Consider the following 25,780-nt stretch of genomic DNA (forward strand, 5'->3'; position numbering starts at 1 on the left):
CGTGCTTTATAGACCTTTAACCGATATTTAGTGCCTTTTAGCGCGGTGTTAGGCTTATTCTATGAACATACAACGTAAGATAATTTGGGTGGATTGCATAGCGGCCATATCCGTGGGATTAATCGTATTGCTTTTCCACTCAATGATTGGTGCGATCTACCATATACCTGAACAAACCATTATCTTTATCGCAGTATCAAATCTGTTGTATGGCTGGTACTCATTTAGCCTTGCCATTCAAAAGTCGAGGAGCATAAAACGTTTGCAGCTTTTGGTGTTCGGCAATCTTTTTTGGGCGTTAGTCTGTGTTGGAGTGGTTGTTCAGTATTTTAACGTTGCAAGTCTAATTGGTATTGCTTTTATTGTTTGTGAAGCTATGTTTGTCATCATGCTTGCCTATTTCGAGTGGAAGTATAGATATGAGCTTGTATCAAAGGACGGCTCAGCTTAATAGGCTGGTTTATTAAAATTTGGCAGGGTTTCGTTTTTAACTTATGAAGATGACGGGAAAATAAGGAGCTTGCCGCACAACTGCACGCGAGTTTACCCACCGTCCTTGGTGCGATAAAGTCTTACTGAATTTGTTTTAGTGCGTTGTCGCCAAAGCCAATCAATTGGTTGTTTTTGAATACCAATGGCGTGCACTCATCTTTTGTTACTTTGCCGTCCGAGTGTTTGCTGTTAGTCGCATAGTACAGCACTTGATAGTTGTCGCCGTCTTTTGACACCAACTCGCTAAAGTCAGGGGTTGCAAACATGTCTTTTACTGATGAGTAAGATGCGCCCATTTCAAGGTTGGCAATCTTTTCACGATTTTTACGCTGTTTATGTTCCCAGTTAGATGAATTGTATTCAGAAGCCCAACCGTGCTCTACTTCACCGTCGGATACAGCAACGATACAGCCTGATAATAGAGTAGAGCTAAGCGCAGCCACTAACATTAATTTTTTCATTGTTGTTTTCCTTTTTAATTTTGTTGCTGAGCAAATAATGCAAACAGCCATTTATTTTTGCTTGAATTATCACAAGGGTTGCAAACTCTTTGCCAACTAATAAAGTATATAAATATCAATTTGTTGTTGGTTTTTAATCAGTTCTTGGTTGATAATTTTCACTAACATTTAGCGAGAATACTCACTAAAGCAACAACCTAGACCACTTGGTTTCTCGTTGTGCCGGCCACAAAACTTTCAATATTAATGGCAATTTCGCCGACTAAACGTTCGATGGCCTCTTTACTTGCCCACGCCGTATGCGGTGTCAAAAGCAAGTTCTCACCTAGGTATTGAACGAGTGGATTGCATGCTTGTGCCGGCTCTTGTGTGAGGACATCCACAGCAGCCCCTGCTATTTGCTTGTTAGTTAGTGCATCCACCAACGCTTGCTCGTTGACTATTCCGCCTCTTGCGGTGTTGATAAGATAAGCATGATTTGGAAGTAGGGCGAACTCAGCGCTCGTAATCAGGTTTTCAGTCTCAGCGGTAAGTGGGCAGTGAATAGATACAATATCCGCAATACGCAGTGCTTCTTCAAAAGCCACGCGTCCTGCTCTAACCTTGGTTACACCTCTACGTTCAGCGATAATTACTTGAGCCCCAAATGCTTGCGCGACTTTTGCGACGGCTTCTCCTAATGTTCCGTGGCCTATGATCACAAAATTTTTGCCCGAAATTTCGTTGATGCTGTAGTCCAAGCGACAAAACATGTCACTTTGTTGCCAAAGTCCTGCTTGGCAGTCTTGCTGATAACGATGAATATTTGTCATTAAGTTACCAAGCATAGTAAAGGTGTGCTGCACCACAGAGGGAGTTGAGTAACCTGCCACATTAGTGACCGTAATTTGATGGGCTTTTGCGGCTGCTAAATCGATGTTGTTTACGCCTGTGGCCGCAACACAAATAAGTTGTAATTGCGGTAACGCCGCGATTATTTCTTCATTTAACTTCACTTTATTGGTGACGATTACCGCTGCATTTTTACAGCGTGTGATGATTTCATCACTGGATGTGGTGTCGTAAGACGTTAATGTGCCTAGTTTGGCAATGGGGGAAAGATCGGTTCCTGCAAGGGTTTTAGCGTCTAATACCACTATTTGCATTATTTTTATCCTTTTCTTGACTTTGGAGTTAACTCTAAGGTTTATACTTGTGATGTCGACTAGGATAATCTTCAGGACTTGGGAGTGTAAAGTGGTAAAGATTGGTGAGCTGGCAAAGCGGCTTAACGTATCAACCGACACGTTAAGGTATTATGAAGCAAACGATCTCCTACACCCTTGCACAAGGAGCGAGGGCGGGTATCGGTTGTTTGATGAGCAAAGTGAAAAGCAAATGCGTTTTATTCTTCGCGCGAAGGAAGTGGGGTTCAGCCTTAAAGAAGTGCAAGACTTGCTGAAGATAAAGTTTGAAAAGCATCAGCACAGTTGTGAAGAAGTGAAAACGCTGACTATCACTAAACGGGATTTAGTGAGAGCGCGGATCGCTGAGTTACAAAAATTTGAACAATCGTTATCGACGCTAGCAGAGCAATGCTGCGGCGGTAAGGAAGCGGCAGTGAGCTGCTCGATATTAACGGCCTTGGAGGCTATCGATGAATGAACTGATAGTAAATTTTTGGCAGCTATTTTTAGTATCTGCCCCGTGGTTACTGCTTGGCCTAATATTGGCCGGGTTACTTAATGTATTTATTCCAAAAGATTTGTTGCAAAAGCATTTAGGGAAAGAGGGGTTTTGGACGACGATAAAGGCAGCGTTGATTGGGGCGCCTATGCCGCTTTGCTCTTGCGGGGTTATCCCTGCTGCGGTGGGACTGAGAAGAGCAGGGGGCTCAAAAAGTGCGACAACCGCATTTTTAGTCTCAACGCCTGAAACTGGAGTGGACTCTATCTCAGTTTCTTATGTGCTACTGGGTCCTTTTATGGCGATAATTAGGCCAATTGCAGCTGTGGTTAGCGCAATTACAGCAGGGCTGCTCGTTGGCAGTGAAAAAGACGATAAGCCTGGATCGCTAAAACACCCTAATACCTCAGATAAACCAAGCGCGACTAGCGGCTGTTGTGACGCTAATCATCACTCAGAGCCAAAGCCTACTGAAAAGCATCACGGCCATGATAGTTGTTGCGCCAGCGCAAAAGTGGAAACCGCAAAAGTAAGCGCAAGCTGCTGTGCGCCTGCTGGTCCGCAATTAGCAACAGCAGGGGCGAATATGTCTTGTTGTGATACTACGGAGCCTGCCGTAACCAGTTGTTGCGATTCTTCATCAGCTACGGCAAGCTGTTGTGAGCCAGCCCCCGTACCTGAAAACCAAGGGGTTTTTGGTAAAATTGTAGAAGCTGTTAAGTTCAGCTGTAATCAATTATTGTCCGACACCGCGGTTTGGCTACTTATTGGTTTATTCTTTGCTGCGTTAGTACAAACCTTTGTCCCTGAGTCTTTCTTATCTCAGTGGGGCGACGGTATTATCGCCATGCTAGTGGTGATCCTTATCAGTATCCCAATGTATATTTGTGCGACCGCTTCAACTCCAATCGCTGCGGGTTTATTAATGGCAGGTGTGTCACCCGGTGCAGTATTGGTATTTATGCTCGCAGGTCCTGCAACTAACATCGCCACAATTGGGGTGGTTGGTAAAGAATTGGGGCGTCGTGCCGTGTTTGCCTATTTGGGTGGTGTCATCGGGGTTGCACTTATCTTTGGCTATTTAACCGATTATTTGGTCAATACTTACGGTTTTGTAGTAACGCCTATGATAGGAGAGGAACACGAAGTGCTACCACATTGGTTAACAGTATCAATGGGCGCATTATTAGCAGCACTCTTACTAAGATTAGCTATACTCAAATTAGGTAAAGTTGTTAGAAGATAAACTATTGTGGTACTTTTTACCGTATTACAATTACCTGACGTTTAAGCATTTTATGTTCCAACTTGGCATATCGCCTTGGTGGTCAGACATGAAATGCTTAGCGTCTGTTTATTTGACACGATAGAATGCGTTCCAGTATTCGTTAATCCGACAATTTGAGAAGTAGAGTGGATAAATACGCTGACATTAGACCGTATAATGATGATGAAGTGGTGCCAGCATTGGCACGTCTACTAGGTGATGATCAATTCATTGATGTGATTGCCAAATATAACCTGCCAGCTTGGTTGAATGCTTGGCCCGCTATTGCACGCCCACTCGTAAGAATGAAACTAAAAAAGAAGTGGGGAGATTTTTGTACAATTGAACAAGTACAAGATGAAGTGGCGTACTACCTACAAATTTTGATCAATAAAACGACGTCTAAAGTGACTTATTCTGGCCTTGAAACATTAGACTCGAATACCTCTTATTTATTTATTTCAAATCACCGTGACATCGTGCTAGACCCTGCGCTTGTTAACTGGGGCTTGCATCAGCAGGATATGCGCACGGTGCGTATCGCTATTGGTGATAACTTACTGCAAGTACCTTATATCACCGAGCTTATGCGTCTTAATAAGAGTTTTATTGTAAAACGTTCGGCAAAAGCGCCAAAAGAAATGCTAAAAGCATTAACTCAGCTTTCAGCCTATATTTTTGACTCACTAAGTGAAGGTAACTCCATTTGGATTGCGCAAAAAGAGGGCCGTGCAAAGGACGGAGTGGATCAAACCGATCCAGCACTGTTAAAAATGCTACAGCTCAATGGTCGCAAACAAAAGTTAGATTTTTCAGATTATGTAAAGCAGCTAAGAATTGTGCCCGTTGCTATTTCCTATCAATATGAGCCGTGCGCGGTTGCTAAGGCTAAAGAGCTATACCATAAAAAGCAGTTTGGCCAATATGTGAAAGCACAAGGCGAAGACATTGCTAGCATTGTCGAGGGCTTTAGTTCAGATAAAGGCCATGTGCATATCGCATTTGGCGACCCTATCACTGCGGATGTTGAAAACCCAGATGAACTGGCGAATGTCATCGATAAACAGATTTTAGATTTATACTATCTGCATTCAACCAATCACCTAGCAGCAGGCGATGATGCGCAAGTTAGTCCAGAAGATAAAGAGGACTTTATCTCTAAATTAGAGTCTGTACCTGAAGAGCTGAAGCAATTGGTGCTGAGCATGTATGCCGAACCACTGCGTCGCAAAGGCATTTAATAGCAGCGAACTAGCGCAACCCTGGTGTTAAGTGGTTGCGCTTTTGTTCGGTTAATTAAGAACTTTATGATAATAAACGACTTCCATATCTCCTAAAATATCTTTGTGAAGCCCTTTTTTCACATAACTCATCCCAAGTTTCTTCATGATGCTGATGGAGCCAAGGTTTTCTTCTTCAGCGATAGCGCTAAAGTGCGTCAAGGTAGGGTTTGCTGCTATTAGCTCTGGAATAAGGTGTTGTGCTGCCTCTGTCGCAAACCCTTTGCCCCAAGTGGCTTGTTTAAAACGCCAACCCAGCTCTAAATCCTTATAGTTTCTTTGTTCTGAAAAGAAGTTAGCAGGGCGAACCAAAACCCAACCAATAAACATCTTGTGTGGCAGCTCGAAACAGCCCCAAAGCCCCCAGCCTTTGCTCTCATCAGTAAATTCGGTTAAACGTGGAATATATACGGCTTTTACTTCTTCAAGTGAGTTAGTTTGACCGCCTGTGATGTATTTCATTACTTCAGGGTCGCTATCAAGATCGGCGAGCAGCTGTGCATCTTGTGGGGTGAGTAGGCGATAACTCAGTCTTGCAGAGTCCGTTACTTGCATTTGTATACTCCTAAGGTGAGTAGAGCTCAATAAAACTATAGAGTACAAAAGCTTGCGTGGTGAGTAAATGAGTTACATAAGTTTGCGTAGACGCCAGCCTAGCGCTTTACTAAAATACGCCAGCATTTTTAGATGGGGAACAGAGTGAATAATTCAGTACTAGCGCTTAGGCAGCGCCAAATCGCTGCGGCTCAACGTGAATATAAGGCAAGAGGGTCAAAGCTTACGCGCTGTGAATGCTGCTTATTAGCCACGACTCTATGTATTTGTGATAAAGTTGAAGTGGCTAAAGCAGACTGTGCTGTGTGCTTGCTTATGTATCATAACGAAAGCTTTAAGCCCTCTAACACTGGACGCTTAATTGCCGATGTGATCCCAAATAATCATGCCTTTCGTTGGGATCGAACTGAGCCTGACGCTGCGTTATTAGCGCTTCTTTCGGACGAGCAATATGCACCAATAGTCATTTTCCCAGAGCAGGGCGTGGAGCCTGAAAGGGTAATTACTAATGTGACTCGCACTGAAAATAAAACACCGCTATTTATCTTTTTAGATGGCACATGGCGTGAGGCTAAGAAAATGTTTAGAAAGAGTCCCTATCTCGATAACTTACCTGTGCTATCCATCGCCCCTGAAAAACTCTCGGATTACAAGTTGCGAGTCGCACCGCACGAACATCAACTTGGCACGGCAGAAGTCGCGTGTGTACTGTTTGCTGAATGCGGTGAGCAGGATGCGGCAGATAAATTAACCGCGCACTTTATCGATTTCAGAGATGCCTACTTAAAAGGTAAGCGCAGCAAACTGTAGGCCGGGCCCTAAACCGTAGGTCGAGGTTTATCTCGATAAAAAAACAGTATTGTTTACGCGGTACAGCGAGAAAGATGACGGTAGGTCGAAATTTATTTCGATAAAAAGCTGCATTATTTGCGCAGCACGGTGAGCAAAATGATGGTAGATCGAGACTTATCTCGACAAAAAGCAGTATTATTTACGAAATACGGCGAGCAAGATGGCGGTAGGTCGAAATTTATTTCGATAAAAAGCTGCATTATTTGCGCAGCACGGTGAGCAAAATGATGGTAGGTCGAGGCTTATCTCGACAGCACGCTCACCTTAACAACACAAACACAATATCACACGATAGATAGGAATAAAATAAGAAGCGCGCGACCCATTGCTGAGCCGCGCTTACGGAATCTTCTAAATGCATCCTGCAAAGTTGAGTAGTTCAACGTCCTGAATCTTTCCTCTTCCATGGCATCGCTTGGTGTTCTCGTTTTGCGAATAAAGGCATCTTGCCCTGTGTCCATCTTCCTTTTACACGTCCGCTGTCTTATCCATTGCCATCCACTTGCTAAGAACAAGCCCTTGTTCTAATTCTCCTTGTTTGCTACTTTCCAAAATAGCAGTGCCAATCATCACCTCATTTTACCTTGGCACTTGGTAGCCTGAACGTGTTGCTTCAAGCTAGGTGTTGCACTGTTAATTGCAACAATTGGCATCTCCTAAGCCACATTTTACCAGTACATCCGATGTACCTTCCTTCCTCATCCTTAACCACCTGCATATCCAATGCAGTAACGTTATCCTTCAACGTTTAGCCTCTCCCCTGAAGCAATCCCTAGATTCATCATGAACCTTTAATCCCTGTCCTTTAATGTAATCACACCATGTGACATACAATCTCGCTCGCTTTTCCCTATATTCCTTTAAGTGGGTGCTTATCCATTAGCAAGTCCTGCCCTGAGCGTATCCTGTGTATCCTTTATCTCTCTTCCTGAGATGTTGTAAAGTATATGCAGACTAAAAAAAATCGGGAGCAGTGAAATCCAATCTTTTTTGAGTCTTTTTCTAGTAATAATAAATAACTCTTTATTTTTTAATTGGTTACTTTAATTTCGAGTGTTATTTCAGCATGTCTTTACTCAATTTCTGGTAGTTAAGTGAGATATATCTCACAGGTAATTCTCCCGTTTTCTACAACGCTAATTTTATCTTGAGCGTAGTTTCAAATATTCAGGGTGTAAAACGGCACAATTACAGGTAGAATTAGTTGATAATAATTATTGTTTACCTAATGGAGTCTTTATGAAAAAAGCACTTGTTACTTTACTGGCAACGCTTACTTGCCTACCAGCAATGGCTGCAGAGGAAGTTAATATCTACTCGTTTAGACAACCTTTTCTGATCCAGCCTATTTTGGATGACTTCACCAAGCAAACTGGTATCAAGACCAATGTGGTTTTTGCAAAAAAAGGCTTAATTGAGCGTGTAAAGCGTGAAGGCAAACATAGTCGTGCCGATCTTGTACTCACTTCAAACTTCAGTGCGCTAATTCAGCTTGAGGACGAAAACTTAACACAAGCAATTGACAGTGAAACGGTCACTAAGAATATCCCAGCTAACTTCAGAGATCCTGAAGGTCAGTGGGTTGCGCTTACTAAGCGTGTGCGCAACGTATATTCTGCAAAAGACCGCATAGGCAAGTTAGATAGGCTTACGTATGAAGCGCTAGCGGATGAACAATACCGCGGTAAAATTTGTACGCGCTCAGGTAAGCATCCCTACAACCTTGGTTTAGTGGCGTCTATGATTGCTCATCATGGTGAAGCAAAAACCAAAGAATGGCTTGAAGGCGTGAAGAAAAACTTAGCTCGTAAGCCTCAAGGTAACGACCGTGCACAAGTCAAAGCAGTAAAAGAAGGGCTGTGTGATTTGGCCATCGGAAACAGCTATTACTTTGGTAAGATGGTGGAAGATGAGAAGCAAAAAGCCTGGGCTGAAGCGGTATATATCAACTTCCCAAATCAACAAGATCGTGGCTCACATATCAACGTTTCTGGTGTTGTCTTGACCAAGCACGCTAAAAATACAGAAAATGCCTTGAAACTCATAGAGTTTATGACCGACAATAAGGCGCAAAATATGTATGCGTCGATGAATATGGAATACCCGGTTAAACCTGGCGTCGAGTTATCGAAACTTGTGGCATCTTGGGGTGAGTTTAAGGAAGACAGCCTACCATTGTCAGAGATCAGTAAATACCGTCCGTTAGCGCTTAAGCTAATCGATGAGGTAAAATTTGACCTTTAATGCAATTATCATTTTCACTGTCTAAATGGCAGAGTTTTGCGTGGCTGATAGGGCTTAGCCTATCAGTCCCGCTGATATTTTTAATCTTTGAGTCGCTACAACCTGACTCCGAAGTCTTCGCTCATCTTTGGGATACCGTTTTGTGGGATTATGTCCGCAATACGATTTTGCTGATTGTGGGTGTATGCATCCTCTGCGCTTTGATTGCGCTGCCACTTGGCTGGCTAACCGCGTATTGTGAATTTCCTGGACGGCGCTTTTTCGAGTGGTCGTTGATGCTACCTCTTGCGATGCCAACCTATTTGATTGCTTACGTGTATACCGATTTGCTTGATTACGCAGGGCCTGTGCAAATTGCGCTGCGAGAGTGGTTTGGTTGGCAATCTCCAGACGATTATTGGTTCTTTGATATTCGCACTTTGTCAGGTGCTATCGTGATGATTGCACTGGTGCTTTATCCTTATTTGTTTTTGATTTTTAGAACGGCGCTAAGGGAGCAGTCGTTTAAGCTGGTTCAAGCTAGCCAATTGATGGGTAAGTCGCCTTCACAGAGCTTTTTTAAGGTAAGTTTACCTTTGTCGCGAGGCGCGATTGTGGCAGGGCTCGCGCTGATCGCCATGGAAAGCATGGCAGATTTTGCAACCGTACATTACTTTGCTGTGAGCACACTAACCACCGCCGTTTACGATACTTGGTTGGGTTATTATTCACTGACTGCTGCGGCTAAAATTTCAGGCATTATGCTACTGTTTTTATTTTTAGCCCTAACACTGGAGCGAGTGAGCCGCCCAACTCAGGTAGTGCACGAGCGCCAATCAAGTGTTAACAGTACCACGCTTTATCATCTTAAAGGGGTGCAGGCTTGGCTCGCGAGCGCTTTTTGTTGGCTTATTCTTATTGCGGCTTTTATCGTGCCTACATGGGTGCTTGCAGATTACGCCATCGACTATTTTGAACAAGCTTGGAATGACGACTTTTTCTTGTATGCGTGGCAAAGTTTAAAAATAGCGTTTTGGGTGAGTGTGGTATTAATTATCATGAGCATGCTGGTGGTGTTTAACCAGCGAGTTAGCAGTGGTAAACGGGTCACGCTACCGGGCAAGCTTGCAAGTACCGGATATGCGCTACCGGGCACTGTGCTGGCAATTGCGGTACTTATTCCACTCACTTTATTAGACGATAAGCTAAATACTTGGCTTGAAGGTACTTCATTTGAGCCAGGTTTGCTGTTCAGTGGGACGATTTTTGCGCTGGTTTTCGCTTACGTTGTACGATTTTATGCGATTGCGCAAGGTGCGGTCGAATCGAGTTATCAGCGGATCAGCCCAAGTCTAGATATGGCAAGCTTTTCGTTGGGTCGCAATCGTTTCAAAACCATGTTATCAATACATTTGCCATTGCTGCGTCGGGGCATTTTAACCGCAGCATTGTTGGTTTTTATTGAGTGTATGAAAGAACTTCCAGCGGCATTGTTATTACGACCCTTTAATTATGAAACACTGGCAACACACGTTTTCCAATATGTGAGTGATGAGCAGCTGGAGTTGGCTTCTGTCTCTGCGTTATTTATTGTGTTGGTTGGTTTAATTCCGCTTTATGTTGTAAACCGTTCTATGGAGCAGCGAAATTAATGCATAGTTTAGTGCTTGAAAATCTCTCTTATCGCTATGATGGTGAAGCCGTTGTGGATAGCCTAAATCTGACCGTAGAACAAAACGAGATAGTTTGTTTGCTTGGTGCCAGTGGCTGCGGTAAAACGACCACGCTGAAGGCGATAGCAGGCTTGATCGAACCATTTCAAGGCTCGGTGAGTATTTTAGGCAAAGCCATGAATGGTAACGGCACTTTCGTACCTCCACAAAAACGCAATATTGGCATGATGTTTCAAGACTATGCGCTATTCCCACACCTCACTGTGGCGCAAAATGTCGCGTTTGGCTTAACCTCAAAAAGCAAGCGTGAACGTCAAGACCGAGTGGCTGAAATGCTCCATTTGGTGCAGCTGCAAGACTACAGCGACCGATTTCCACACGAGCTTTCAGGTGGCCAGCAACAACGTGTCGCGATTGCGCGCGCACTTGCGTACAAGCCAAATCTGTTGCTGCTTGATGAGCCGTTTTCAAATATAGATGCTCAAGTGCGGTTTCAGTTAATTAACGATATTCGCCGTATAATCAAAGATCAGCAAGTTTCCGCGATTTTTGTTAGTCACTCGAAAGAAGAAGCTTTTGCTTTTGCCGATCGGCTGGCAATTATGGATAAAGGGAAGATCGCACAAGTGGGCGAGCCGAGAACATTATTCCAACGACCAAAGAGCAAAATGGTTGCCGAGTTTTTGGGTCAGGGTATTTATATTCCTGCACAGCGAGTGAATGGCGCTTCAGTAGAAACCCAATTTGGTGCCGTAAAATCTCTCGTTGAGCTCGGTGATCTCGACGCGAAGGGCGAAATGTATGTGAGGCCACAGCACATCACGTTAGAAAACGCCGAGCTTGGCAGCGTTAAAATACTCAATCAGCGCTTTATGGGAACAGAGTACATTTACCGTGTTGCATTAGAGGGTCAAGAGCTCGAAATACCGCATCCAGCGCATGAACCGCTCGACTTAAATCAACCAATCTCTTTAAAAATTAAGGCACATGCTGTAAATTTCTTTTCTTAATAGCAAATGAATAAACGCAGGGAGTAGAGCATGGCGCTTGCCCAATCAGGTGTGTGTGCTGAAGCCAATTTGCACGGCTTACACTTGTTCTTCAATGTGCTTGAAGGACAAGACGAGGCGCTAAGAGCGGCGCTCGCCAATTGTGGACGCTTGCAAGAGGAGTTGGAAGATAGATTCTCCGAGTCTATGTTATCGAGCTTTGTCGCAGTTGGTGCGCAATATTGGCCGCACATTTACCCTGAGTTTATTCCTAAAGAGCTGAAAAGTTTTCCTCATATTGTTGAGGCTGAGCACACCGTGCATACCCAGCCTTTTGACTTGCTTTATGTGATCCGCTCCGACCGGGAAGACGTTAATCATATCTTTGCTCAAAGTGTGCTACACATGCTAAATGGCCTAGTCGAAATGGTGGCACATGTGCGCGCTTTCCGTTTCTTAGATGGTCGTGATTTTAATGGCTTTATTTATGGTGCAGACACCCCTAGAGGGCGCAACAAACGGGAAGTTGCACTTGTGCACAACCCGAATGCAGCCGACCATCTCGGTAGTTATATTCACGTACAGCGGGTGAAGTTTGATTTACTGCGCTGGCAGGCGTTGCCGCTCGCTGAGCAAGAACAGTTGATGGGGCGTACACGTTTAGACAATGACCTAATTGAAGGTTGCGACCCCTGTAATCATGCAGCATTAACCGAATTGAAAGACGTAAACGGTAATGCGCTACTGCTTAACCAAAGCATGCCGTTTGGTGATGTATTTGAACAAGGAAGCTTGTTGCTAAGTTGCAGCGCCAAAGGCGATGCTTTTGAGCAGGTACTAAGAAGCCGATTGGGTGAAGGGGATGAATACGACCCCATATTGGATTATTCCAGTGCTGATATGGGTTCCGCGTTTTTTGCGCCATCTTTGGAGTTCTTGTCAGTGATGGCAAAAATGCCGGAATAAGGCGCAAGTTGATCTGAATATTATTTTGACTGAACGGCCTTCTTATCTGGAATTAGACAGAAAATGATATATAGCAACCATTGAGGCGATGGCCATCTCTGTCCTTTACTCAACCCAAATAGTTGTAAATTTACTTGTTACAAACTATCCAGCATGGTAATTTTCTGTAATTAATAATTCCCTGCTTATTCTTTTTGGGAATTATAATTGCGGGGCAGTGCTATTATCAACATAATTTACTCCCCTCAAAATAGTTCACTTATTTAAGCGAATTGGTAAAAGCAAGTTTGTATCACTTTAATAATGGATAATATAATGAGAATAAAAACCTTCTGCCTGACTACACTGTGTCTTTTTTCATGGTCGGTTAGTGCTGCAAATGACGTATATGGAACTGTCGAGCAACTGATCACAAGATCGGGCGCTAGTGACGACCACGCAGTTTACTTTAGAGTTGAAGTAATGAGAGAGCTCTCTAATTTTGAAGCTTGTATCGGCAATGGTGATGAACTTACATGGCAATTAGACCTTTCTTCACCTGTAGCTCAATATCAATTTGATATTCTAAAAAAATCATATTCGGAGCGTTTGCCTGTTCGGATCATCGGACATGAGGATGTTTGCGCTAATGGTGAAGCTCAGTCCGATAAAATATTTGAGCTCAGCCCTTGGTCATGGAGTGAGTACTCAATGGAAAAAGTCGCAGAGTCCAAATAATCTGAGCCTTGGATAATTCATATCAATTTGGTAACTAGTTTTAGCGCTAATTGCGCTGAAATTACTTCTAGCATCCATTGCCATATATTGGTGTGCAAAGCCCTTCCTTGGGCTTTTTATGTGCGACAATTTCTTACAACATGTACGGATTTTTCGCCGGTGAAGCGTTACTAACTACAGGTCTTGATTGAATTTCCTCAAGCTTTTGTAAAATGTCTTTTAGCTGTTGCTGCTGGACTTGTTCAGCGCTTGAGTTTGCTAAGGTATTTGTCAGCAAAGTGGTGACGGCTTCAAGCGCTTTTGCACTGCTATCATCAACGTGATTGTCGACTTGAATATGTGGTTGTGCCACCGCTTCTAAGCGCTCAGACAGGTTCTCAAATAGCGTATTTTGCTGCTGACCTTGTTGACCCAATGCTTGTTGTATTTGCGCTTGGTTGCTGAGCAAGTCATTGAGTTTGCCAAGGTTAGCGAGTAGCTGCTCGTTGTTCGCGGTGTGTTTGATGGTGTTTTGCAGCCCAGCAATTTCCTCTGCGACTTGTTGCTGTGAACCGATCAATTGCTTTAGTGGTGTAGCGTAAGGTTGCTGCGTTAAAGCCTCACGTAGTTCAGTTAACTGCGTGGCAAACTCTTGTTCATTAAACACCTGAGCCAATTGTTGCAACAGCGCGCTGTAATCAAAGCTAAGCTGCTCTTTATCGAGTTTAGCGGCGATTTGCGAAAGGGATTTATTAACAAAGCTCAGCTGTTCAACGGCTAGCTGTGCAGGACTACCCTCATCGCTATTGCGGTGCAGGCGGGCATATTCGGCCTTGATTTCATGCCAGCGCGTTGTTTCTTCAGCTGTTAAGGTACCGCGTAATTCAGCCAGTTTCAGTAAGTTTTCTTCGCTGCCTTTGCTAAGTGTTTGTGCTTCACCGCGATAGTGATCTTGAATTAGGTTTTCAAGTTCACTGTCATTCATGGCAGCAACCACCTTTTCAGCCATCTTATTCATGTTACGGTAACTGCCTTGTAGCTTAAACGGCGGCTCGGTTCGATAGCTATCATCTTGCGCTGCTGAGGCAATATATTGGGCATTTACTTTGAGCACGGTGTTGCGAATGATGAGCAGTTTTTTCAGTACGCTGACAATTTCATTCACTTGCGCTTGAGAGTAATTAAACTCCAATTCATTGATGGAGATGTCTTCTCCGTCGGCAATGCGCACTAACTTGTATAAGTCTTCCATACCACGATTAGCAAGTGGTGCAAGCACTGCATTGGAAGTGAGCGTATTTTCAATAAAGCTCATGGCAAATTCTTGTTCGCAGCCACTGAGGGTGTCACCGAGATTATAAATATCGGCTCGGTTGGCAAGCATATCAGGGATCTTAAAAGATTCACCGGATTCGGTGTAGGGGTTTCCTGCCATCACAACGGCAAACTTTTTGCCTCTGAGATCATAGGTTTTACTGCGGCCATTCCACACCCCGTCTATGCGTCTTGAACCGTCACATAAAGAGATGAACTTTTGTAAAAACTCGGGATTAGTATGCTGAATATCGTCAAGGTACAGCATCACATTATTGCCCATCTCAAAGCTTTGGTTAATCTTCTCAATTTCTTTTGCGGCGGTTGCGTTGATGGCTTGAGCAGGATCTAAAGAGACTTGGTCGTGACCGATAGATGGACAGTTGACCTTAACAAAGGTGAGTCCTAAGCGGTTAGCCACATACTCTATTAACGTGGTTTTACCATAGCCCGGTGGGGAGATAAGCAGCAACATGCCCATCAAGTCGGTGCGCTTATTGTTTCCCGCAGCCCCAATTTGCTTTGCTAAGTTATCGCCAATAATAGGGAAGTAGACTTTGTCAATCAGCTGGTTACGTACAAATGAGCTTAGCGGTCTGGGTTTAAACTCATCCAATTGCAAGCGCTGCTTTTGTGCCTCAAGCACTTGTGCTTTTAACTGTTGGTACTGTTTGTAGGCCGGAACATGAACCGTGAGATACTCGTTACTACGGGCAAAAAAGTCTGCATAATCTAGGTGTAGTACTTGGTTCTCGATACGTGGGTGTTGGCCCATCAAACCTGAAATTTCGGTTTTTATTTCGGCTTCTTTGACTTGGTATGTGATATCTAACTGGGTAGAAAGCAAAATGCAGTTAGCGGCCTCAAGCAAGGTCTCAGTACTTTCATTTTGCTTACTGCCATAGGCGCGCAGCCAGCTGCTTAACAGGCGGCATTTGTCCGCAAGTTTAGTCAAATGTGTTAATGAGTCTTCAAGCTGTTGCCAAACGCCTTTGGCCTTTGCCATCGAGATAAACTGCTCGCTGATGTGTTTTGCAGGTGAAGCTAAGTCAAATTGTCTCGGCTTGACTTGCTTGGCAAGGGCTTTAATTAAGTAAGTTGCGCTTAACTCGCCTGAAAAACGGTGTAGCTCGGTCAAATAGCTCGATAAATTTTGTTGGCAAAATGTGGTGATCTTTTCACTCAATTCTTTGCTTAGCTGTTGGCTAAAACTATGGTCATCTAACTTCGTTGCCATCAGCTCTGCTTGTGTAGCCTGAAACGCCAATTCAGCTAGCTCAGCCTTACTTTGCTGAGTATAAAATAGCTGTGCCGCAATTCGACAGCTGGCAGGGTAGACGAGTAACTCAAGCTGTCGTTTTTGTTTCAGTAAATTTGCTAAGATCAGGCTGGCATCTTGATCATGAATGCCTTTTTCATAACCTTCTTGATATCGGGGTTCTGCAAATTTTTGTACGATAGGCAGTAAACTTCCTTCATCAACGGCAAGTTCTAGATCTGCTTGACTAAAGTCGTTGCCATCTTGCTCCGCAGCCGCTAATACTTGAGCTGCTAAGTATTCGCCTCGATACAAGTGACGATTTTCTGAGATCAGGTTTTGCTGCCAATACTTGCTTGCGTCATTGAGCTGTTGATTGACCTTGGCGTCAGGAATAGGATCAAAATATTCAGTGCCAGTGAGGTGTAACATCAGCTCTTCACCACGAGGCAGTAAAGTCAAATCAAGAATTTGTTTATTGAAACTAAACGCATGTTTGCCGATTTTAACGGTATTGCCACCATCAATGTAAATATCTTGCTTGTCTCGCAAAGCGCGGATCGCTTGATCTTTGCAGGCCTTGAGTTTGGCTTGAATATCATCCGCTTTCACTTCATCGCTCAGACTTTTTAGCTCTTGCGTTAAATCGCGAAGCTTGCCAATCATAGGATCGGAGGCAAAATAGCTATTGATGTCGTCTAAGGTTTTGAAACTTTGTGAGCGTCGCGTCACCCCCTGTAAAATCCGCTCGGCAGCGTTTGCTAGGCTCAGGGCGCGGCGCTGTCTTTCGTCAATGAGCTGTTGTTTGTGCGCCTCAAAGCTCTCATAAACGTCATCACGTTTAGCCAAGATCTCCGTTAAAAACTCATCATACTGACTAAATTGAGACTCGAGCTCTTCTAATTGAATAAGTAAGCGAGATAGTTGGTCGTCACATTGCTCTGGGGTTTTGGCCGCGCTTAGACCGCTGGTAATACTTTGGCTGAAAAGCTTAAAACGAGCCGCGAATTCGGCTTTTGCTTCAACACTGCCCACGCTCTTTTTCTGAATTTCTAATGCTGCTTTGGCGCGGTTTACTTGACCATAAATGGCGCTGACATCTTCCAAAATTTTAGTGCGCACACGGCTATCGTCAATATCGAGATCCAGCATGGTATGGTTGAGCAAATCAAGTTCGGCGCTTAAGGTTTCCAAGGTCGCCAAAAAGCCGTTAAGCTCGGTAACACTCTCTGTTTGCGCTCTGGCTTGCTCTAAGGAATCTAGCTGCTCGTAGTAGGGCGCCAGAGCACTATCTTGCTGCAAAAACTCCGCGGTTTTATGGCTTAAACCCAAGGTTTGCTCATCAATCTGCTGCTGCATGGCAGATAGCGCGTCAAGATTGATGTACTTCACTTCTTCAAGGCTTATCACTTTGCCTTTTAAGCGTTTGAGAGACTCTAAGCTCTGGACAAATTGCTCGGCTGTTTTAAAGCTATCAGGTCTTACCTCGCGAAGCACATCTTGCATGGCTTGTTCGATTTCGGCTTCTGCGCGCCTAGCGTCGGCCTCAATTTGGCTTACCTTTTCAAATTCGTCTAGTACCTGCTCCGAGGTTTCAAAAATTTCATGTAGTTTTGCTGTGACATCCGCAAAGTCCGCCTCGGCAAGCCAATGATAGCGGTCTAAGATACTGCGGGTGAGTGCAATTAAATCTTCATAATGAAAGACCGTGGGGCTTTGTTCGTTAATGGCTTTGAACACACTGTATAAATCAGAAATTGCACGTACTAAATCCGGATTGCCTATCCGGCCAAATAAGCCGGTTGCTCGAGGGGCTTGTGCGGCAAACTCGCTGCCACAAAATGGGCTTTGCCAGATTTGAATAGGGTGCACGCGCTCAGGCTCAGGCTCTGCTTTAAAGGTTAGCGCTAAGCCATCATCATAGATACCATAGCCATGACAATAGATAGGATTTTGCAGGTTTTTCTCAATAATATTGTAAGAGAAAAGTGCGTAACGACCCTCGTTTGGTTCGTAGAAGATATACAGTACATCTTCACCGTTGGGTGATTTGATCTGGCGATGGAAAACTAAATCGTCCAGTTGGTCGTCAAAATAGCGTGTTTGCCCCGATTGTAAATAATAGCCACCAGGAAAAATAATCCCTTGGTTCTCAGGTAATTGAACACAGGCACCACCCAGCGCATCTTGGCGCAATACCTGCTGGGTGCGGCAATTATAAATAAAATAACGCCACTGTTTTTCTCGGTAGGGAAGTAACTTTAACAGCACCATTTCGCCAACTTCGGCAAAACGTAAATCACAATCTGCAAGTGATTGGCTGGCGTCATCGACGGCTTCTTGATAAATACCTTCACCGCTTTGGGTATTGTTTTCTATTTTTACGGTGAGTTTGCCACCCGATACTTCAATAAACACTTTGTCGTTTACATTAATATGTGGGTGACGGCCTTCGACGTGATCGGCGCGGTCGGTTTTTTGCCATTCAAAGTCAAAGTTTTCCACTTCACCTATGTCACGCTCTCCTCGATTATCAATATAATCTAAGGTTTCGTCTTTGGCGATTTGCCAGCGGAACACACGAACATCGGAGAGCTTTTCGCCAATTTGAAATAGCGCAAAGAGCTTGTTTGATTTAACAAATAGATGTTGTAGCCGGGTGTCTTTGTAATATGTGTATAGTTCATCAAAGTCCCGTAAGAAACGTTGGTCAGTGAGGAATTTGGTTTCTTGCGGATAAGGTTCTATTTCGTAGTGGTCTTCTTGCAAGTGCAGCTTTTGTACGGTGAATACATCGCTGACTTGGGTATTTTGTTTAAGCCCCATAAACACATTGTAAGCAAAGATAAGCTTGTCGCCGATCAGCACGATATCGCGCGGTACACAGTTATGCTCAGTACGCACTCTTGCTCGACCTTTCACTTTAAGCTCGGTGCTTCCAAAAGTGTCAACACGCTGTTGGTTGAGTTTATCTATTTGGCTTTTTAGATCATTACCAAAGTTACCAAGTCGGCGCTTAATCAGTTGATAAGAGTCTTGTTCGAGCGTTCGCTCTGGCGCTTGTTGCGTTGCTTCCGTCATTCTTTACTTTCCTATTGTGCGCTGTCGCAAATGGGGGAGAGGAGCCAAGAAGATTGACTCCTCAAGGTTAATTACTCTAGTGGTTCGCTTTGTTTACTGCCATTTAACGAGCCGCCAAGTAACTTGAGTAGCTGCTGTTTGTCCGCATCTGAGCTATTACTTAGTTGTTGGAAGAACTTACTCATGTTGATGTTTTTTAGCGTTTCTGACGACGCATTAGCACCAGCTAATACCCCTTTTAGATCGTCCATCAAATTACGCTCACCGTTTAGGTGATCTTTGAATACGGTTTGTACCGTCTTACTTTCGCCGACTAAGCCGTCAATTGACTTGCCTACTGTGATGGCATTCATAAACTGGTTAAAGAACTGGCCGTCGCCGCCCATAAAGTTGATATCTGCACCGCTCAGCGCTTTACCTAATACTTCAGCCTGACTTGCAGAAACCTGCTTGTTCGCTTCGATATTCGCAAGCGTCAGTTCTTTCTGTTGGTTTAGCTGTAGTGTAAAGCCTTCGTATTCACGGGCGTCTTTATCCATCTTATTAAGTGCTTCCAGCTTCTCCGTAAGGCCTTTAGCTTCTGCCGACATCTTACGCTCAAGGTTGATAGCTTCTGCTTCACCTTGTTTTTCAATTGCCTCAGCCATTGCTGCTTGTACTTCAGCTTCTGCCAAACCAATTTCACGTTTGCCTTGTGCTTCGGCTTCACTTTGCTTCTTAGTTGCTTCAGCCATTGCTGCTTGTACTTCGGCCTCGGCACGGCCAATATCACGTTTACCTTGCGCTTCGGCTTCTAGTTTTTGCTGTAGCACTTTGGCATCTGTTTCGCCTTGTATCGCACTTGCAGTGGCTTTAGCCTTGATGATATCAGCCTCAGCAAGACCTGGTGCGGCAGCCTCAACCTGAGCAGCCTCTGCAAGAATTTTCTTCGACTCAGCGGTCTGGTTCGCAATACGCAGCTCCGCCGCAGCCATTTTTTCCATTTCTCGGGCTTTAAATTCAGCAGCTTGTTCTTTGGCTTTAGCTGCTTCAATATCTTTAACCAACGCCTCTTCGGCTTCTGCTTGAGCAAGAATAATTTTCGCTTGCTTTTCTCGTTCAGCTTCTGCAATACATTGTACGTCTTTGATACGCTCCTGTTCTTCAGCAACGGTTTTCTCTACGGCAACACGTTCGCGTTGGACATCGGCGATTTCTTTTTGCTCGACTTCCAGTGCTTTGGCTTTTTGGATACGTAAAATTTCGGTTTCGCGTTCGCGCTCAATAATTTCTATCTGGCGAGAGCGTGTGACTTTTTCTTCTTCGATGCCGAGTAAGCGAAGGCGATTTTGCTCTGCAACATCGATTTCACGCTGTTTATTGTGTTCTGCAATTGCAATTGCTTCGTCCGCTTTGAGGCGTGCTTCTTCGGCTTTTAAGCGCTCTTCATGCTTAACACGTTCAGCTTCTGCGGCTTCGCGAGCGCGCACTGATTCGATTTCACGGCGCTGTCTTGCGCTAGCGTCTTCTTTTTGTCTCTCGACTTCTGCGGCTTTTTCAAATGCTGCTTGGTTTTGGTTGTCGATTTGCGCTTTTTCATCGCATTTAAGCTGGTTAGTTTCCACGTTTTGGCGTGAGGTTTTTTCGGTAATACGGCGAATACCTTCAGCATCAAGAATGTTATTTGGATCTAACTTGTCGATTGAGGTTTGTTCAAGATAGTCAATTGCGACATCCTCTAACGTATAGCCAGATAAATCTTGTCCAATCACTTCTTTAATAGAATCTCGGAACTCGTTACGATGTGTAAATAGCTCCTCAAAATTCATGCGCTTACCAACGGTTTTCAAGGCTTCGGAGAATTTTGCCTCAAATAATGCTTGTAAGGTTTCTGGTGCCGAGGCACGTGCACAGCCAACTTGTTTCGCAACGCGTAGGATATCTTCTTTGTTTTCGTTTACGCGAATGTAAAAAGTGATGGCGATGTCAGCACGGATATTGTCTTTACAGATCAGGCCGCTATTTTCACGACGCTCCAATACCATGCGGTTAGTTGAAATATCCATGACTTCCATTTTATGGATCACGGGTAGCACAATGCCGCCCGTTGTTGTGACATCAGGCTCATTTTTCATCTTGTTGATGATCAATGCCTGACCCTGTTCGACCTTGCGGTAGAACTTTCCAATCAGAAGTAGAATGGCAAAAATAATGACGATGGATATGCCCACGATTGCGAGCACCGGTCCGAGGTTGTTTAGAAATTCCATGTTTTTTCCTGCGTTGCGCTATGTTGTTTGAGTTGGTACTAGCTATGCCAACTCGTTCCTAAATTCCGTTATTTTCCGTACTATTACCAAGGTTTAGCCACAATCGTGTAGCTATGTGTAAGGGGGTCATGTTCGATAAGTAAGGCATTGTCTCCTAGTGTGAAAGTGTTTTCTTCGTCCGAGCGCACTTCGATAAGTTGCTCTGTTCCTTGAATATATACTCTGGCTTGACCAAACGTGTTGTTAACTCTTGATGTTGCAATAACGCATTCGAGCCCAACCAGCGCTTGCTTTGATGTGGTTTCTTGGCTTTCGAAAAAGCGTCGTAGTGGCCTTACAATGACGGCGGTTAGTGGTAATGCAACAATGAGGCTAGCAAGCATAAATACCGTGCCCATCAGGTAGTAAAAAATGCCATTACCCAGCAGGTAAGCAAAAAACTGTTGCACATAAATACTGGTAATCCAGCCTAGCGCGATGATTAAACTCAATGAAATACTCACTGGGACACCACCAAAAGCGACCTCCCAAAAAGAACCAGAGCTTGCGCCTTCGGCTTCAATATCAACATCGCCTTCTAAGATATCGATATCAGCAAAACCAAGTAAAGCAATTAACCAGAACAACAGCACAATCAGTAGTAGTGTTGAAAAAATAACAGTGGGAAACGTAAATGCAGTATTTAAAAATTCCATTGCTGTTCCTTAGTTCCTTGTATTTCCATTTTTTGCGGTAGGGGGCCTATCAATGTTATTAGGTGTCTCTAATTTGTCAGAGCGATTGAATCCCCGTTCCGTATCATAGGATAGTGAGATGATTGAGTAAAGAGAATAGCGAGCAGATCCAATGAGCTTAAATGCCGCCGAAAATAAGCTATAGAAGCTAATCAATCAGCTTAAAAAACTATCCACGCGTAATGAGAAAATCCCACCTTGCGTTTCTAAAGTTGCCACACACGGACATATTATGTCAAACATTTTTTGCTGTAAAGATAAGCAGTTTATTCTGTTTATTGTAATAGTGAGAAAGCGTAATTGCTCAGAGGAAAGTACCAGAGTAAGTGCTAACTTGTGAGTCAGCACTAATAAAAATAACAGACTAAACGTTATCGAACAGGGTTTTTACTTTGTCTAAAGTAATGTCGATTTCAGAGACTTTTGCAGGCGCAATGAAAATCGTGTCGTCGCCAGCAATGGTACCTAATACGCCATCTGCGGTACCTAAAGAGTCAAGTAATCTTGCAATTAATTGTGCAGCCCCCGGGCTGGTTCGAATTATAATCATCATTTCGTTGTGCATAATATCAACGACTAACTGACGCAAAGGACTTTTTGCTGTCGGTACGCTCATTTCTGCGGGTAAACAGTAAACCATTTCTTGCTTAGCATTGCGTGTACGTACAGCACCAAACTTGCTCAGCATGCGCGACACTTTACTCTGACTGACATTGTCAAACCCTTGTTGTTTTAGAGCATCAACAATTTCGCCTTGAGAGCCAAAGTTTTCTTCTTTTAAAATGGCTTTAAATGCTTTGATAAGTGCTTCTTGTTTTTCTTGCGGCTGCATAGTCTGTCTTCTTTTACGGCTAATCTTTAAATTCTACACAAAACCACTAAGATTCCCAAATTTGCGCGACCAAAATGACAGTCGTAAAGCATAAATAGACAAAGTGTCGCGATCTTTACACTTTTATTTAAGACATTAGTCAAAAAATCTCGAAAATAACCGTGATTAATTTGTGTTTAACAGCGCTTTTCATTATCTTTACTGCACACTCAATTCCACCTTCAAATTATGGAGAATTCAAATGAAAGTTGCTGTATTAGGTGCCGCTGGCGGTATCGGTCAAGCTCTATCTTTATTGCTTAAAAATGGTCTTCCAGCTGGCTCTGAGTTAGCGCTTTATGACGTTGCACCTGTTGTACCTGGTGTTGCAGTTGACTTATCTCACATCCCAACTGCGGTAAAAGTAGCGGGTTATGGTAAAGACGACCTAGACCCAGCTCTTGCTGGTGCTGACGTAGTGCTTATCCCAGCTGGTATGCCTCGTAAGCCTGGTATGGACCGTGCTGACCTATTCAACGTTAACGCAGGTATCATCAAGACACTTGCTGAAGGTATCGTTAGAAACTGCCCTAAAGCACTTGTTGGTATCATCACAAACCCAGTAAATGGCACGGTACCAATCGTTGCTGAAGTGTTCAAAAAAGCAGGTACTTATGATCCAGCTCGCGTATTCGGTGTAACAACGCTTGACGTTATCCGCGCTGAAACTTTTATCGCAGAGCTTAAAGGTCTAGACGTTGCTGAAGTTAAGATCCCAGTAATTGGTGGTCACTCAGGTACTACAATTCTACCTCTACTTTCTCAAGTTGAAGGTGTTGAGTTCACTGACGAAGAAGTTGCTTCACTAACAACTCGTATCCAAAACGCGGGTACTGAAGTGGTTGAAGCTAAAGCGGGTGGCGGTTCAGCTACACTTTCAATGGGTGCAGCAGCAGCACGTTTCTGCTTCTCACTAGTGAAAGGCTTACAAGGTGAAGAAGTACTTGAGTACGCATACGTTGAAGGTAACACAGGCGACGCAACATTCTTTGCACAGCCAGTCATCCTTGGTAAAAACGGTGTAGAGAAGTTACTTCCTTACGGTGAGCTAAGCGCGTTTGAGCAAAAAGCAAAAGACGACATGCTAGCGACACTTGAAAAAGACATCAAAGAAGGTGTTGATTTCATGGCGTAAGCCAAATTGATACAAAAAAACCAGTCGCTTCACAGTGACTGGTTTTTTTTATGCTTGATTCTTCTTAGTGAAGAATACGTGCTCTGATAGTGCCTTCAACCGCACTTAACTCTTTCAACGCCACTTCAGAGTGGTCACTATCGACGTCGATAACCACGTAACCAATAGATTCATCCGTTTGTAGGTATTGCGCCGCTATATTGATACCGTGCTGAGCGAACGCTTGGTTGATTTGCGTTAGTACGCCTGGGCGGTTTACGTGTACGTGCAATAAACGACTTCGGTTTGATAATTCAGGTAGAGAAACCTCAGGGAAGTTAACAGCCGTGACTGTTGAACCGTTATCTGAATACTTCGCCAACTTACCCGCGACTTCCACACCGATGTTTTCTTGTGCTTCTTGGGTAGAACCACCAACGTGTGGGGTTAGCAGAGCATTATCAAACTCGCGTAGTGGTGAGACGAATTCTTCATGATTAGATTTTGGCTCAACGGGGAATACATCGATAGCAGCGCCGGAAAGTTTCTTAGCCGCTAATGCTTCAGCTAAGGCGTCGATATCAACAACCGTTCCACGTGATGCGTTAATTAGGATTGCGCCTTGCTTCATCACTTCAATTTCAGCCATGCCAATAAGATTTTTGGTTTGTGGCGTCTCTGGTACATGTAAACTGACTACGTCCGCTCTTTGCAGCAGTTGCGTAAGCGTGTGTAACTGCGTTGCATTGCCGAGCGTTAACTTATCTTCGATGTCATAAAACTCGACGTTCATACCGATATTCTCAGCCATAATGCCGAGCTGGGTGCCGATGTGACCATAACCGATAATACCCAGCGTTTTACCACGGGCTTCGTACGAGCCGTCGGCAGATTTATCCCACTCTCCGCGATGCGCTTTTGCGTTACGTTCAGGAACACGGCGCAGTAACAAGAGAATTTCACCTAATACGAGCTCGGCTACAGAGCGGGTGTTAGAAAATGGGGCGTTGAACACGGCAATACCACGTTTTTTAGCAGCATCTAAATCTACTTGGTTGGTGCCGATGCAGAAGCAGCCAATAGCGACCAGCTTTTCAGCCTGTTCTAGTACTGCCTCTGTAAGGTGGGTACGTGAGCGGATCCCGACAAAGTGAGCATCTTTGATCCGCTCGATCAGCTCAGGCTCCGGTAAGGATGTTTTAACGTAGTCTATGTTGCTATAACCGTTGCGCTTTAGTGTCTCAACGGCGCTTTGATGTACGCCTTCTAACAACAAAATTCGAATTTTATCCTTTGATAACGAAACCTTGCTCATCTGTAATCTCACTAGTTGATTTTAGGCCCTTCTGGAGTGCCTGTTATTACAACGTCAGCGCCACGTGCGGCAAATAAGCCGTTAGTCACAACGCCAACAATCTGGTTAATTTTTTCTTCAAGCGCTTTTGCTGCGCTAATTTCTAGGCCATGCACATCAAGAATGACATTGCCGTTATCTGTGATAACGCCTTGGCGGTAAACCGGATCGCCACCTAGTTTTAGTAACTCTCTTGCCACGTAGCTACGCGCCATTGGGATCACTTCAACAGGTAGTGGAAATGCGCCTAGCGTCTCAACATGCTTTGTATTATCAACGATACAAACAAATTTCTTGGCAACTGCTGCAACGATTTTCTCGCGCGTCAGTGCTGCGCCACCACCTTTTATCATTTCGTTGGTGCTATTGATTTCGTCTGCGCCATCGACATATACCGCAAGCTCTGACACATCGTTTAACTCGAAAACTTCAATACCAAGTGCTTTTAGCTTCTCTGTTGAAGCTTCAGAGCTTGATACTGCCCCTTTGATTTGATCCTTGATACTGCCAAGCGCATCAATAAAGTGGTTTACCGTTGAGCCTGTACCAACCCCAACAATGGTGTTTTCTTCTACATAGTTCAAAGCTGCCCATGCTGCGGCTTTTTTCATTTCATCTTGAGTCATAACGCTACACTTAGTTGTCATTGAAGTTGTATGGAGTATAACTCAATCAAAGTGTCAGCG

20 protein-coding genes are annotated in these 25,780 nt (G+C 44.1%); 11 read left to right on the forward strand and 9 right to left on the reverse strand.

Annotated features, from left to right (window positions below):
- Positions 1-61: 61 nt before the first annotated feature.
- Positions 62-451, forward strand: a complete 390-nt coding sequence (locus CWC29_RS02715; RefSeq protein WP_128728518.1) for a hypothetical protein — start codon at positions 62-64, stop codon at positions 449-451.
- A 121-nt stretch (positions 452-572) separates the two neighbouring features.
- Here CWC29_RS02715 and CWC29_RS02720 read toward each other — a convergent pair whose 3' ends face one another.
- Positions 573-953, reverse strand: a complete 381-nt coding sequence (locus CWC29_RS02720; RefSeq protein ID WP_128728517.1) for a DUF3192 domain-containing protein — start codon at positions 951-953, stop codon at positions 573-575.
- A 197-nt stretch (positions 954-1,150) separates the two neighbouring features.
- Positions 1,151-2,098, reverse strand: a complete 948-nt coding sequence (locus CWC29_RS02725; RefSeq protein ID WP_138522071.1) for a D-2-hydroxyacid dehydrogenase — start codon at positions 2,096-2,098, stop codon at positions 1,151-1,153.
- A 91-nt stretch (positions 2,099-2,189) separates the two neighbouring features.
- Between CWC29_RS02725 and zntR the strand changes: the two genes are divergently transcribed.
- The 3 genes from zntR (at position 2,190) to CWC29_RS02740 (ending at position 5,126) form a co-directional block, all read left to right on the forward strand.
- Positions 2,190-2,597, forward strand: a complete 408-nt coding sequence (gene zntR, locus CWC29_RS02730) for a Zn(2+)-responsive transcriptional regulator (protein ID WP_010606066.1) — start codon at positions 2,190-2,192, stop codon at positions 2,595-2,597.
- Positions 2,590-3,864, forward strand: a complete 1,275-nt coding sequence (locus CWC29_RS02735; protein ID WP_138522073.1) for an SO_0444 family Cu/Zn efflux transporter — start codon at positions 2,590-2,592, stop codon at positions 3,862-3,864. The genes zntR and CWC29_RS02735 overlap by 8 nt, the downstream gene beginning before the upstream one ends.
- Before the next feature lie 167 nt (positions 3,865-4,031).
- Complete coding sequence (locus CWC29_RS02740) at positions 4,032-5,126, forward strand: 1-acyl-sn-glycerol-3-phosphate acyltransferase (RefSeq protein ID WP_128728515.1); 1,095 nt, start codon at positions 4,032-4,034, stop codon at positions 5,124-5,126.
- A gap of 51 nt (positions 5,127-5,177) precedes the next feature.
- Here the strand turns inward: CWC29_RS02740 and CWC29_RS02745 are convergent, their stop codons facing one another.
- Positions 5,178-5,720 carry a GNAT family N-acetyltransferase gene (locus CWC29_RS02745; protein WP_128728514.1) on the reverse strand — a complete coding sequence of 181 codons (543 nt, stop codon included), beginning with the start codon at positions 5,718-5,720 and terminating at the stop codon, positions 5,178-5,180.
- Positions 5,721-5,864: 144 nt separating this feature from the next.
- On the opposite strand from CWC29_RS02745, the gene CWC29_RS02750 reads away from it, so the two are divergent.
- The 6 genes from CWC29_RS02750 to CWC29_RS02775 all read left to right on the forward strand — a co-directional run bounded on the left by CWC29_RS02750 (position 5,865) and on the right by CWC29_RS02775 (position 13,140).
- Positions 5,865-6,530: a tRNA-uridine aminocarboxypropyltransferase gene (locus CWC29_RS02750; RefSeq protein WP_128728513.1), complete on the forward strand. Its 666-nt coding sequence runs from the start codon at positions 5,865-5,867 to the stop codon at positions 6,528-6,530.
- Between the two features lie 1,281 nt (positions 6,531-7,811).
- The gene (locus CWC29_RS02755; RefSeq protein WP_138522808.1) at positions 7,812-8,816 is read left to right on the forward strand and encodes a Fe(3+) ABC transporter substrate-binding protein; all 1,005 of its coding nucleotides are present in this window, start codon (positions 7,812-7,814) and stop codon (positions 8,814-8,816) included.
- Complete coding sequence (locus tag CWC29_RS02760; RefSeq protein ID WP_138522806.1) at positions 8,816-10,447, forward strand: ABC transporter permease; 1,632 nt, start codon at positions 8,816-8,818, stop codon at positions 10,445-10,447. The genes CWC29_RS02755 and CWC29_RS02760 overlap by 1 nt, the downstream gene beginning before the upstream one ends.
- The gene (locus CWC29_RS02765) at positions 10,447-11,478 is read left to right on the forward strand and encodes an ABC transporter ATP-binding protein (protein WP_128728510.1); all 1,032 of its coding nucleotides are present in this window, start codon (positions 10,447-10,449) and stop codon (positions 11,476-11,478) included. Before CWC29_RS02760 ends, CWC29_RS02765 begins: the two co-directional genes overlap by 1 nt.
- 30 nt (positions 11,479-11,508) lie before the next feature.
- On the forward strand, positions 11,509-12,423 hold the full coding sequence (locus tag CWC29_RS02770; RefSeq protein ID WP_138522804.1) for a Dyp-type peroxidase: 915 nt from the start codon (positions 11,509-11,511) through the stop codon (positions 12,421-12,423).
- 315 nt (positions 12,424-12,738) lie between these two features.
- Positions 12,739-13,140 (forward strand): hypothetical protein, encoded by a 402-nt coding sequence (locus tag CWC29_RS02775; RefSeq protein ID WP_128728508.1) that lies wholly within the window; start codon positions 12,739-12,741, stop codon positions 13,138-13,140.
- A gap of 133 nt (positions 13,141-13,273) precedes the next feature.
- Here CWC29_RS02775 and CWC29_RS02780 read toward each other — a convergent pair whose 3' ends face one another.
- From CWC29_RS02780 to argR, 4 genes are all read right to left on the reverse strand, one after another.
- The gene (locus CWC29_RS02780; RefSeq protein WP_138522802.1) at positions 13,274-18,772 is read right to left on the reverse strand and encodes a DNA repair ATPase; all 5,499 of its coding nucleotides are present in this window, start codon (positions 18,770-18,772) and stop codon (positions 13,274-13,276) included.
- A 71-nt stretch (positions 18,773-18,843) separates the two neighbouring features.
- Positions 18,844-21,021 carry a hypothetical protein gene (locus CWC29_RS02785; RefSeq protein ID WP_128728506.1) on the reverse strand — a complete coding sequence of 726 codons (2,178 nt, stop codon included), beginning with the start codon at positions 21,019-21,021 and terminating at the stop codon, positions 18,844-18,846.
- Positions 21,022-21,104: 83 nt separating this feature from the next.
- Positions 21,105-21,716: an OB-fold-containig protein gene (locus CWC29_RS02790; RefSeq protein ID WP_128728505.1), complete on the reverse strand. Its 612-nt coding sequence runs from the start codon at positions 21,714-21,716 to the stop codon at positions 21,105-21,107.
- Positions 21,717-22,119: 403 nt separating this feature from the next.
- A complete protein-coding gene (argR, locus tag CWC29_RS02795; protein ID WP_095729866.1) occupies positions 22,120-22,587 on the reverse strand; it encodes a transcriptional regulator ArgR in 468 nt (155 codons plus the stop codon).
- Positions 22,588-22,828: 241 nt separating this feature from the next.
- On the opposite strand from argR, the gene mdh reads away from it, so the two are divergent.
- The gene (gene mdh / locus CWC29_RS02800; protein ID WP_128728504.1) at positions 22,829-23,761 is read left to right on the forward strand and encodes a malate dehydrogenase; all 933 of its coding nucleotides are present in this window, start codon (positions 22,829-22,831) and stop codon (positions 23,759-23,761) included.
- Between the two features lie 64 nt (positions 23,762-23,825).
- Here mdh and serA read toward each other — a convergent pair whose 3' ends face one another.
- Together serA and rpiA are read right to left on the reverse strand one after the other, a co-directional pair.
- Complete coding sequence (gene serA / locus CWC29_RS02805) at positions 23,826-25,055, reverse strand: phosphoglycerate dehydrogenase (RefSeq protein ID WP_138522800.1); 1,230 nt, start codon at positions 25,053-25,055, stop codon at positions 23,826-23,828.
- Positions 25,056-25,066: 11 nt separating this feature from the next.
- Positions 25,067-25,720 (reverse strand): ribose-5-phosphate isomerase RpiA, encoded by a 654-nt coding sequence (rpiA, locus tag CWC29_RS02810; protein WP_010372275.1) that lies wholly within the window; start codon positions 25,718-25,720, stop codon positions 25,067-25,069.
- Positions 25,721-25,780: the final 60 nt, after the last annotated feature.

This window comes from Pseudoalteromonas galatheae, assembly GCF_005886105.2.
In the GTDB taxonomy this organism is placed as follows: domain Bacteria; phylum Pseudomonadota; class Gammaproteobacteria; order Enterobacterales; family Alteromonadaceae; genus Pseudoalteromonas; species Pseudoalteromonas galatheae.